This is a genomic window from Chryseobacterium sp. 2TAF14 (assembly GCF_052115105.1).
GTDB lineage: Bacteria > Bacteroidota > Bacteroidia > Flavobacteriales > Weeksellaceae > Chryseobacterium.
The window spans coordinates 1-11,535 of sequence record NZ_JBFRGA010000111.1 but is presented as its reverse complement, the minus strand read 5'-3'; the positions used below and the strand labels follow the sequence as shown (position 1 = coordinate 11,535).

Sequence of the window (11,535 nt, the reverse complement as noted above, 5' to 3'; positions counted from 1 at the left end):
TTATATTCTCATTGTCTTTATTTATACCAGTAATTATTAAAAATGAGAATGTAAAACAACTGTTGTTTTCTTTTAAAAAGAAAGAATATTAAATATTTAGATTTTCATAAAATGTATATACAAGATATTACATATGTATAAATTATTGGAGATAATAAATTTTAAATGGAATAGGTTTAAGACTATTTTTTGGTACAATATTTTTTTCAAAAAAATTGGAAAATATTGTGTTATAATAAACCCGTTAAAGATTACTCCAGAATCAATTATTTTGGGTGACAGAGTTTCTATAGGGAATAATGCAAGAATTGAAGGCATAAAACACTATGAAGCTGAAAAATTTGATCCGAAAATTATTCTTAATGATGGTGTAACTATTCAACAAAATATACATTTGACTTGTGCAGAATCTATAGAAATTGGTAAAAATACTGCAATTGCAGCCAATGTAACCATAACGGATATTCATCATCCTTATGATGATATTCATTTGCCAATAGAACAACAAAACATAACAACAAAACCTGTATATATAGGAGAAGGGTGTAAAATTTATAATAATGTTGTTATTATGCAAGGAACAAAAATTGGAAAACATTGTACAATAGGAGCTAATAGTATAGTCTCCGGATATTTTGACGATTACTGTGTCATCGTTGGTGCGCCAGCGAAAATTGTTAAAAAGTACAATTCAGACACAAAAATTTGGGAGAAAATATAAATAATGAACTTGTTGAAAGTAAATTTGTAAGCACAAAAGATTTAAGAAAATAATTGACGTTTTAAAGTTTAAAAAAGCAGTTTCTTAAACTTTAAAAAGAAAACTATAAAAATCAAATAACTTTTGTGCCTTTTTGGTAAAAAAAATAAATTGTATTTTATCTTAGACAAGTTCTATATAAAAAAATTAACAAACATGAAAGAAATCAGAAAAAACTGCCCTGTATGTGGCGACGATCATATTGCTTTTTATACAAATACATATGATAAACATTATGGGCACACAGAAAAAAGTTATGATGTTTATTCTTGCACAAAATGTAAATTGCTTTTTCTGAATCCAATGATTGAAGACAGTGAATTATTTGCGCTATACCCAGAAGATTATTATGATACAAGCATACAGACAGCAAATGATATTATAAAAAAAAGTAAACCAAATTTTTTGAAGGATCTTTTAATAGGAGCAAAAGCAAAAGATTTGAAATTATCTTTTGCAGGGAAGAAAGTGCTTGATTTGGGTGTAGGAGACTGCGAACAACTTTATGTCTTACACAAGCAAGGTGCTGAAGCATATGGAACGGAAATTCGAGAATCAGCCTGCATAATCGGCGAAAAACTGGGCCTAAAAGTATCTAAAGGTACCTTGTTTGAAGCAAATTACCAATCTGATTTTTTTGATTATATAAGAAGTAATCATTCTTTTGAACACATTACCGAACCTCACGAATTGCTAGGAGAAATCAATAGAATTTTAAAAGAAAAAGGGAGGCTTTTTATTGGTGTACCAAACACAAAAAGTTGGACATTTCGTTTGTTTGGAAAAAATTGGTATTATCTGGGTGTTCCTTTCCACCCATTTTCATATAATCCAGACAATCTTATCCAATTATGCAGACAGTACGGATTTGAAATGGAAAAAATCGACTACAATGCTAATTATTCCAGTTTTGTTAGCGGTATTCAGATTTTGCTTAATTTAAAAAACAAGAAAAAAAGTGATGATGGATGGTTTATTAACAAATATAATAGAATCATCTTCCATCAATTAGCTCGGTTAAGCAATTTATTCAGACGAGGTGACTGTATGGAAATTACATTTGTTAAAACAAAGGCAGTGTCTAGATGAAAAATATATTGATTACTGGTGGCGCAGGTTTTATAGGTTCAAATATTACCCTGAAACTTATAGATAAAGGATTGAACGTAACGGTTTTAGATAATTTGTCGCCTCAGATTCATGGGGACAATCCTCAAGTGACTTCACCGCTTTTTAAAAGTATACTTAATAAGGCTAAATTTATTAATGGTTCGGTAACTTCAAAAGAAGACTGGACTGAAGCTATTGAAGGTCAGGATGCAATTATTCATTTAGCTGCTGAAACAGGAACTGGGCAATCGATGTATGAGATTCAAAAATACATTGATGTTAATATTGGCGGAACAGCTATTATGTTAGACATCCTTGCAAATAATTCTCATCAAATAAAAAAAGTAATTGTAGCGGCTTCGCGTGCAATTTATGGAGAAGGTAAATATGAATGTCAAAATCATGGGATAGTTTATCCAACAGAAAGATTAGATGCTGATATGGCAAAAGGCGATTTCCAATGCAAATGCCCTATATGTCATGAAACTGTAAAAATCCTATCTACAACGGAAGATAGCAAGATTCATCCCACATCTGTATATGGTATTACCAAACAAAATCAAGAGCAATTGGTTTTAACAGTTTGCAAATCTTTGGGAATTCCGGCAGTAGGATATAGATATCAAAACGTATATGGACCGGGACAATCTTTATCAAATCCATATACAGGTATTTTGTCTATTTTTTCTACCCGCATTAAAAATGGAAACGCTATTAATATTTTCGAAGATGGCAAAGAAACAAGAGATTTTGTCTTTATTGAAGATATAGCTAACGCAACTATATTGGGACTTGAAAAAGATGAAGCGAATGGTCAGGTTTATAATGTAGGAACAGGTGTTGCGACCGATGTGATTACGGTAGCAAATACTTTGGCAAAATTCTATGAGCGTGAAGTGCCAATACAAATATCAGGAAACTATAGATTGGGCGATATCAGACATAACTTTGCAGATATTTCTAAAATAAAGTTAGAATTAGACTTTGAGCCAAAATGGAGTTTTAATAAAGGAATTGAGGCGTTTGCAAAATGGGTTAATCAACAAGAAATCCCTGAAGATAAGTATGAATCTTCTATTGAAGAGATGAAGAAGAAAGGCTTGTATAAATGAGTAGAAAAATAGGCATAGTAACAGTTTTATATAATAGTGAATCTGTACTGGAAGAATTTTTTGAGACATTGAGTAAACAATCATATAAAAATTTTATTTTATATGTTGTAGATAATCTGTCTCCTGATAATTCTTTGGAATTAAGTAAAACGCTTGCTTCCGGTTATCAATTCGAAACCGTCATCATTGAAAACGATGCAAATTATGGTGTTGCAAAAGGTAATAATATTGGGATTAGAAAAGCAATAATGGATCAATGTGATTTAGTTTTGCTGTCTAACAATGATATTGCACTTGAAAATGACGCCATTGAAAAATTGCTGATGGGGTTTGACAGACACAACGCAGATATGGTAGTTCCAAAAATCTATTTTTACGGGACCAACAAAATATGGTGCGCTGGTGGCGGTTATAAAAAACGCAATGGTCTCACTTTACATTATGGACAGGGAGAAGAGGATAAAGGGCAGTTTGATAAAGACCAAGATGTGACCTATTCTCCCACTTGTTTTATGCTGATCAAAAAAGAACTTTTTAACAGTGTAGGATTGATGGATGAGAACTATTTTGTCTATTATGATGACACGGACTTTGTTCACAGAGCTATCCAGAAAAATAAAAAACTCTGGTACATCTATGAGTCGCTCATCCATCATAATGAGTCTACTTCTACAGGCAAGATGAGCGATTTTTCTGTGAAATTTTTATGGCGGAATTTGGTCTATTTTTCATTGAAGAATTATAGTTTTTTCTATGCGCGATATGTTGTGCTATATAATTTTTTGTATATTTTGATCATATTATATTTTAGATATCCAAAAAATCAATGGCATCTCGCTTTGAAATCTTATAAAGAGGGATTGGATTTGTATATGAATAATAAGCCAGGATATAAATAAGGGCATTTCTTAAAATTTAAACCACAAGCAATATTATGCAACCTACCTTTAGTTATATCTATTCGATACCATATATTATCCTTTTTTTGATTTTCTTTGTTCTTTTCCTTTGGGAAAATAAAATAAGAAAGAAAGAAGGAGATATCAAGATGGTCAGATACTTATGTATGTTGGTTTTTTTTGTTTTCTTTGGGTTTAGAGGCTATTTGGATACAGATTTTACTGTTTATTATCCTTTATATGAAATGGCTCCAACCATAGATGATACTAGGGGAATTGCGAAGTTTTTTTCAGGGATCAATGAGGATGTTTTATTGAAAATTGAACCAGGTTTCAAAGTCATTTTAATATTTTTAAAAAGTATCAATGAGGACTATTTAACACTCCAGATTTTTTCTTCTTTTATAAACGTTCTTTTTCTTAATTATTTTTTCAAGAAATATTCTCCTCAGTATGTTTTAGGTTTTATTATGTACTTAATCTTTTCTGGGTTAATAATAGAAATCAATTTGTTAAGAAACTCCAAGTCCATATTTCTTTTTATCTATTCTCTTCAATTTATCAAAGAAAGAAATGCGGTTAAATTTTTTATATGTAATGGCATTGGAATTTTATTTCACTCATCAGCAATCTTCTTTTTTCCAGCTTATTTCTTTTTGCATAAAAAAATTCCAACGTCTTTTGTTTGGGGTACATTTTTATTGGGGAATTTTCTGTTTTTAGGACAGATTAAGTACATAACACCTATTGTAATTGCTGTGGGAGATTTTTTTGGAGGAGCATACTCCTTATTGGCAGAAGGCTATTCTAACAATAAGTTATACAACAGCAGCTATAGTATTTCTGTTGGTTATTTGGAAAAGGTATTTACTTTTATTATTTTGTATCAATTCTACAGAAAAATTGGTGACAAGATAAAGGACGAAAATACACTCAACATCTTTTATAATTCATTTTTCCTTTATGCCGTAAGTTATTTCTTTTTGTCAGAATACTCAGTTTTTATAGACAGGATCACAACCTTGTTTGTTTTTTCCTATTGGATATTATATCCTTATCTATATACAACACTAAAACAGGAACTGAAGATTGTGTTTACAGTGGTGTTATTGTTCTTTGGGATTTACAAAATGGTTTATTCCAATAATAATATACTAAGGAATTACGAGAATATTTTGTGGGATAAGCCAACTATTACAAAAGCGTATTTCATTTTTAATAAACATTTGGACAAAGTGCTGGACCCTAAAAAGAAATAATAAACATGAAAATTGCCTTCTTATCTACCTTTGCATTAGATGCCAATGTGTCTCTTGTAAATGCAATGAAACAAAATAATGATGTTTATTTTTTCACAGAAGCTTTGTATGAAATATATAATTTTCTTGATAAAAAAAAATTAACGAAAACCATCTCCAAAGGAACAGAAGTAGATCAACTAGAACGTTTCCAAGATTTGGTTGATCTTGACAAAACATTTGTAATCAAAGGAACTCGGAACTCCAATGTTATCAAAAAACTCCATATATCTTACCAAATCCATCAGTATCTAAAAGAAATCAATCCGGATGTTATTATCATCGATAACAGTATGCTCACTTATTTTGTTTCTACATTAACCTTCAGAAAAAAAATGTTGTTGGTTGTACATGATCCTTTTTTGCATTCCGGAGAAAATTTGTTCGTAGACAGATTTTTGAGAAAAATACATTTTAGCTTGATTCAACAAAAAATGCTTTTAAATGAAAATCAAAAAAATGAATTTATATCGTATTATAACTATAGTCCAAAAGACATTCATACGTCTTTTCTGAGTGTGTATGATTTTCTGAATTATTTCAAAACGGATGAATCTGTTGATCCTGGGAATTTCAACATCTTGTTTTTTGGTCGTATATCGCCATATAAAGGAATCAAATTCCTGCTGGATGCTTTTGTAGCCATTCTGTCAACCAAAAAATATACTGATATTACTTTGACAATCGCAGGTAGTGGTGATTTTGATTTTGATATAGAACCATATAAAAAGTATCCTGAAATTAAAATTATTAATGAATTTATAATTCCAGAAAATCTTGCCAATCTTATTTTCAATTCTTCTGTAGTTGTTTGCCCATATATCGATGCTACACAAAGTGGGGTAGTGATGTCTGCTTATGCCTTCAAAAAACCTGTCATAGCAACCAATGTCGGTGGATTGCCAGAAATGGTTCAAGATCAATTGACCGGGATTATCATTGAGCCCAAAAATTCAGAATCAATCACAAATGCCATACTGGAATTGTATAATAACAGTTATTTATTAGAAACAATGTCTCAGAATATTGAAAAGTTGTATTTTTCAGGAGAAAAAAGCTGGACAAGCTCTGCAAATCGATTTATAGAATCACTTAAAAACATAAAATAATTATCTAAAACATTCTAAATTTATGAAAAATCCTCTAATAACGATAATTATACCAGTTTATAATGTCGAGCAATATTTAGAAAAATGTTTGGATAGCGTAATCACTCAAGACTATCCAGATTTGGAAATTATTTTGGTAGATGATGGTTCTCCCGATCAATGCGGTGAGATATGTGACAGTTATGCAAAAAAAGATTCTAGAATCAAAGTCATTCATAAAAAAAATGGAGGTCTTTCTGATGCTAGAAACGTAGCCATAGATGTGGCATCTGGAGAATATATTACATTTGTTGATAGTGATGATTATGTTAGTGATGATTATGTTTCGACTTTGTATGAATTAATAAAAAAAAATGACTGTAAAATATCTGCATCTGGTTATATTAGATTTGGACAAGATGATGAATTAAAAGATGGTAATAAGGTCATAAAAGAATATGTTTTTTCTGGAGACAACGCTATCAAAGAAATGTTTTATCAAAAAAAATTTGATACCAGTGCTTGGGCAAAATTGTATCATAGATCTTTGTTTTCAGATGGATTACGTTATCCGGTAGGACTATTGTTTGAAGATTTGCCAACGACATATAAACTTTTTCAAAAAAGTGATAAAGTTGCTTTTTCAACCAAAGAAACTTATTATTATTTAAGAAGATCCACCAGCATAGAAGGATCCCCATTTAGTCAAAAAAAAATTGATAGTACTGTGAAAATAATAAATCAACTTGAGTCTGATTTTAATAATGCTCCTCATTTTTTAAAACCGCTCAATTCCAGAATTTTAAATTTTAGTTTTCACATTTTACTTTCAATGCCATTTGATAATCAAAACCGATTGTTTTTAATAAATAAAATTAAATCTTATAGATTAACTGTAATAAAAGACAAAGAAGCGAAAATGAGATCAAGAATTACCTGCCTTTTATCTTATTTCGGAATTAATAATGTAATTAGGATCTTAAAAATAATTAAATAAAAAAACTATGATTTTATTTAAATTGTATTTTCATCTGAATGCCTATTTTTATTTATTTTTATATAAAATAATATATGGTACATCATTTCAATTTGGAAAAAAAGTTACTTTTAGAAAGGGATTTACACTCATGATAGGAGGTAGAGAAGGGAAAGTCATTATTTCAGATGGTGTTTTTTTTAATAACTATTGTTCTGTTTGTTCTATAAATAAAATAGAAATAGGAAAGAATACAATTTTTGGAGAAAATGTGAAAATTTATGATCACAACCATAATTACAAAAACACTTCTGTTCTCATTAAAAACCAAGGTTATAACTCAAAACCGATTATAATTGGAGAAAACTGTTGGATAGGATCCAATGTTGTGATTCTAAAAGGTGTCAAAATCGGAGCTAATTCTGTTATCGGAGCTGGATGTGTCATTTTTAAAGATGTGGAACCAGGTTCTGTCATTGTTAATCAGCAAAGCCTTATAAATATTTAAATTTTGAGATAAGATATAAATCAATCAAATTTTTTAGAAAAATGATTTTAGCACATTCAAATAAAAAACTTTTTATCGTTATTGTCTTTTTTTTGATGTTTGTTTCTGTCAAAAGTCAAAGAATTAAAGACTCGGTAAAAGTAGAAGTTGATTTTAGCAAAAAACTTGGAAATGTAAACTCTATGTCTGGGTTTTTACATTACGATAATATTAGACTTCTTGAAAAAAATATAAAAGAACTCAAACCAAAGTATTGGCGCATTGGTATTGGCTGGTCTCACAAATCTCCAGAAGACATAGCATATCTGCGGAGTTTCGGTATAACTCCTATTGTGGTAATCTCGGATATTTACGGTTATCCCGGAAAAAAAAATAATAAATTATGGCCACATCCATTAGACGGAGATAGATTCAAAACCTTAATAACTGYAGAATATCAGAAATTTAAAAATACTGTCATTTATGATATTTGCGTCATGTTTGCTCCATCAGAAGCTTTACAGAATTTTAAATATTTTGAAAATAATGGTATAGATGGCACTTGCAAAAGTTGTTGGAAAGAAAGTGATGGTGTTTTTAATTGTAATAATTCTATGAATGGATTGCTAGATAAAAATGGAAAACCCAGATCCATATATTGGGCTTATAAAATCTATAATCAAAGTTTAAAAAACAGGGTAAAAGAAACGAATAATTACGATCAATTTGCTGTATTTGCCTCTTATGAAAAAAAAGACGGGTATCTTATAATAGCCAATAATAGCGGCAATAAAGTAATTAACACAAAAGTTGATCTTAAAAATTTACAAGTTATTTTCGGAAAAAATAAACATTTGGATTTGAAAATTTACGAGATTCCAAGTACTGGTGAAGCTCCTATGGAAAATATGATTTTTAAGAAGAATCAAAGAATTACAGTAAGCAGAAATACAGTAGAAATTGTAATGCCAGCAATGAATCCTAAAACAATATATTATCTGTCAATTTCATAATAACTGAAGAAACTCATTTGATTATTTCTTCAGTTAAACAATATTTTTTTTGATTTCTTTTTAGGATTAATTATATAAATAAATTTAATAAGAAATTGCTAAAGAATATTTCTTTATAATAATATTTTCATTAAAAAAATAATTTTAATAACTCTACATGAAATTAGCTTTGATTCACGATTGGTTTGACAAATATGGAGGTGCAGAGAGAGTCATAAATTCTATAGATAAATGTATGCCGGTTGATTATTATTTTGCTTATGCAGATATAATGAAGAAAAAGGATAAGCTAATAATGTTTAATGGGAAGAACCCAGAAATAAAAACAAGTTATTTGTTGAAATTTTTAGGAAATAAATTTAGATTTGCGTTACCATTTTTTCCGTTAGTTACTAAAAGTTTTAATTCGCAAAATCATAAAAAATATTCTGTAGATCTAATAATCAGTTCATCATGGTGTTTATCCAAAGGCTTTAGAATTGGAAATGAAACGCATATATGTTATATGCAGGCAAGAAATTTCAAATATGTTTGGGATGAATATGATAATTATTTTAAAGGGCCTCTAAGAATATTATGTCTACCTCTTCGAAAGTATTTACAATCTTTTGATAAACGTATGGCACAAAATCCGGAATATATAATAGCCAACTCTAAATATGTGCAGAATTGGATAGAAAAAAATTATAACAGAAAGTCAGAAGTCATATATCCACCTGTTTCGATTGATAAATTTAGTTTGCGTAATACCAAAATACAAGATTCAGATTATTATGTTACTGTTGGTAGATTAGTTCAATATAAAAGATTTGATTTGCTTATAAAAGCCTTTATTATCTTAAATAAAAAATTAATTATTATCGGAGACGGATCTGAAAAAATAAAATTGGAAAAGTTAGCAAAAGGGCACAATAATATTATTTTTACAGGTTTTTTGAATTCGGATGAAATCAGTAATTATATCAGTAATGCACGTGCATTTGTATTTTCGTCAGTAGAAGATTTTGGGATCGCTCCAGTAGAAGCTCAGTCTTGTGGTACCCCTGTAATTGCTTATGGAAAAGGTGGAGTTTTAGAAACTGTTATTGAAAATAAAACAGGAGTATTTTTTAAAACGCAGGATGTTGCTGCAATTGTAGATGCTGTAAGAGAATTTGAAGATATTATATGCAATTTTGACCCGAGAATTATTCGTACAAACGCTGAAAAATTCAATGAAAAAAATTTTATTGAAAACTTTAGCTCATTCATGAAAAAAAATATTTATTAACAAATTATATTTTAAAATTATATTTTGAAATATAGTCTTAATTTTGTTACGCATAAGGCTCTTTTACTTTATTCAAGTGTAAAAGATTATTATATAAGGAATAATTATGAAAATAAAATCTACACCGCTTAAAGATTGTTATATTATCGAACCAACCATTTTCGCAGATGAAAGAGGATATTTTTACGAAAAATTCAATGAACAAAAATTTGAAGAACTAACCGAGATGAACGGTCACTTTGTTCAGGATAATATTTCTAAATCTTCATACGGTGTTTTAAGAGGTCTGCATTTACAGAAAGGAGATAATGCTCAGGCAAAATTAGTTTCTTGTTTAGAAGGAAAAGTTTTGGACGTTGCCGTTGATTTAAGAGAAGATTCTCCTACATTCGGGCAATGGTTTTCGCTTGAATTGACAGCTGAGAATAAACTGCAGCTTTACGTTCCAAGGGGTTTCGGACATGGTTTCTCTGTATTAAGCGATACAGCCATATTTTCTTATAAATGTGATAATTTTTACGATAAGGCATCAGAAGGAGGAGTTCTTTGGAATGATCCGGATCTTAATATCGATTGGAAGCTTCCTTCAGAAGATATTATTTTATCAGATAAAGATCAGGTTTTACCAGCTTTTGTTTTGAAAAATTTTTAATATATTAGAAGCTTATTAAAGTTAAAATTTTTTAGTTTTTTATTAAAAATAAGTATTCACAAATGGTTGGAAGATTGTATGTTAAGTTATTTTTTTAAACATCTGCCTAGAATATTTTTGATAATAGATTATCTTATTATCAACTTATTGTTTGTTTTTGGTAAATTTTATTTTTTTGAATTCGATCAAAGAGATTTTGCTCAGGAATATAAAGCTCAGCTTCTTCTGCTCAATATTTCATGGTTTGTCATTACTATAATTACCAAACCATATAAAAGCTTAAAAATAAAAGAATCATCATTGCATTTTAATGCTTTGGCTAAATCATTTTCTTTATTAATCCTCTCTTCCGTAATTTTCCTGCTTCTTATTTTTTCTGTAAAAATCAATTATACTAATATTATTGTCTACTTTCTGCTGGTTGGTTTTTCTATGACTTTGACCAGATTTTTACTTTTCTTATACAGGAAAAAAAACAGAGTAAGATTAGGCAGAAAACTTTATTCTTTTAATACAGTATTGGTTGGCGAAAATAAATTATCTGCTACATTGCTCTCAAACAATGACTTGAGAAGAACCCTCGGAATAAGAGGAACTTATACAATTGTAAGTACAGAAACAAAAAATAAATATCTTGGCAGAATAGATAAGCTGTTTCATGATTTAGAAACTACCAAAATAAGCAGTATTATTTTCTGCGATAATGATATTGATGTTGAGCTTTATAAGCAAATTATTGAAATTGCTGAGCACAAAATGATAAGAATATACATGGTCCCCGATTTCAAATATGCCAATTTAGGACCTAACTATTTTGATGTGATCCACGAAATTCCGTTTCTTAAGCTCATAAGAGAGCCTCTTTCAAAT

At 29.4% G+C, this 11,535-nt stretch carries 12 protein-coding genes; all 12 read left to right on the top strand.

Features of this window, described 5'->3' with window-relative positions; all coding sequences use genetic code 11:
* Positions 1-271 precede the first annotated feature (271 nt).
* Positions 272-721, top strand: coding sequence for a DapH/DapD/GlmU-related protein (locus tag AB4Y90_RS11980; protein WP_441557811.1), 450 nt, complete (start codon positions 272-274; stop codon positions 719-721).
* A gap of 195 nt (positions 722-916) precedes the next feature.
* Positions 917-1,849, top strand: coding sequence for a class I SAM-dependent methyltransferase (locus AB4Y90_RS11975; RefSeq protein WP_441557810.1), 933 nt, complete (start codon positions 917-919; stop codon positions 1,847-1,849).
* Positions 1,846-2,982, top strand: coding sequence for an NAD-dependent epimerase/dehydratase family protein (locus AB4Y90_RS11970; protein ID WP_441557809.1), 1,137 nt, complete (start codon positions 1,846-1,848; stop codon positions 2,980-2,982). The genes AB4Y90_RS11975 and AB4Y90_RS11970 overlap by 4 nt, the downstream gene beginning before the upstream one ends.
* Positions 2,979-3,881, top strand: a complete 903-nt coding sequence (locus AB4Y90_RS11965) for a glycosyltransferase family 2 protein (RefSeq protein ID WP_441557808.1) — start codon at positions 2,979-2,981, stop codon at positions 3,879-3,881. The genes AB4Y90_RS11970 and AB4Y90_RS11965 overlap by 4 nt, the downstream gene beginning before the upstream one ends.
* A gap of 35 nt (positions 3,882-3,916) precedes the next feature.
* A complete protein-coding gene (locus AB4Y90_RS11960; RefSeq protein WP_441557807.1) occupies positions 3,917-5,140 on the top strand; it encodes an EpsG family protein in 1,224 nt (407 codons plus the stop codon).
* A gap of 5 nt (positions 5,141-5,145) precedes the next feature.
* The gene (locus AB4Y90_RS11955; RefSeq protein ID WP_441557806.1) at positions 5,146-6,288 is read left to right on the top strand and encodes a glycosyltransferase family 4 protein; all 1,143 of its coding nucleotides are present in this window, start codon (positions 5,146-5,148) and stop codon (positions 6,286-6,288) included.
* A 22-nt stretch (positions 6,289-6,310) separates the two neighbouring features.
* Entirely contained in the window at positions 6,311-7,264 is a 954-nt protein-coding gene (locus AB4Y90_RS11950; protein WP_441557805.1) for a glycosyltransferase family 2 protein, read from the top strand.
* Positions 7,265-7,271: 7 nt separating this feature from the next.
* Positions 7,272-7,751 carry an acyltransferase gene (locus AB4Y90_RS11945; protein ID WP_441557804.1) on the top strand — a complete coding sequence of 160 codons (480 nt, stop codon included), beginning with the start codon at positions 7,272-7,274 and terminating at the stop codon, positions 7,749-7,751.
* Between the two features lie 41 nt (positions 7,752-7,792).
* Positions 7,793-8,743 (top strand): hypothetical protein, encoded by a 951-nt coding sequence (locus tag AB4Y90_RS11940; protein WP_441557803.1) that lies wholly within the window; start codon positions 7,793-7,795, stop codon positions 8,741-8,743.
* A 157-nt stretch (positions 8,744-8,900) separates the two neighbouring features.
* Positions 8,901-10,013, top strand: coding sequence for a glycosyltransferase (locus AB4Y90_RS11935; protein ID WP_441557802.1), 1,113 nt, complete (start codon positions 8,901-8,903; stop codon positions 10,011-10,013).
* A gap of 106 nt (positions 10,014-10,119) precedes the next feature.
* Entirely contained in the window at positions 10,120-10,665 is a 546-nt protein-coding gene (gene rfbC, locus AB4Y90_RS11930) for a dTDP-4-dehydrorhamnose 3,5-epimerase (protein ID WP_441557801.1), read from the top strand.
* 117 nt (positions 10,666-10,782) lie between these two features.
* On the top strand, positions 10,783-11,535 hold a 753-nt coding region (locus AB4Y90_RS11925), incomplete at its 3' end, for a hypothetical protein (RefSeq protein WP_441557800.1).

Bases quoted from the DNA above. Each gene is read 5' to 3' on its own strand.
- AB4Y90_RS11975 (WP_441557810.1), top strand. From the start codon at position 917: ATGAAAGAAATCAGAAAAAACTGCCCTGTATGTGGCGACGATCATATT.
- AB4Y90_RS11970 (WP_441557809.1), top strand. From the start codon at position 1,846: ATGAAAAATATATTGATTACTGGTGGCGCAGGTTTTATAGGTTCAAAT.
- AB4Y90_RS11965 (WP_441557808.1), top strand. From the start codon at position 2,979: ATGAGTAGAAAAATAGGCATAGTAACAGTTTTATATAATAGTGAATCT.
- AB4Y90_RS11960 (WP_441557807.1), top strand. From the start codon at position 3,917: ATGCAACCTACCTTTAGTTATATCTATTCGATACCATATATTATCCTT.
- AB4Y90_RS11955 (WP_441557806.1), top strand. From the start codon at position 5,146: ATGAAAATTGCCTTCTTATCTACCTTTGCATTAGATGCCAATGTGTCT.
- AB4Y90_RS11950 (WP_441557805.1), top strand. From the start codon at position 6,311: ATGAAAAATCCTCTAATAACGATAATTATACCAGTTTATAATGTCGAG.
- AB4Y90_RS11945 (WP_441557804.1), top strand. From the start codon at position 7,272: ATGATTTTATTTAAATTGTATTTTCATCTGAATGCCTATTTTTATTTA.
- AB4Y90_RS11935 (WP_441557802.1), top strand. From the start codon at position 8,901: ATGAAATTAGCTTTGATTCACGATTGGTTTGACAAATATGGAGGTGCA.
- rfbC (WP_441557801.1), top strand. From the start codon at position 10,120: ATGAAAATAAAATCTACACCGCTTAAAGATTGTTATATTATCGAACCA.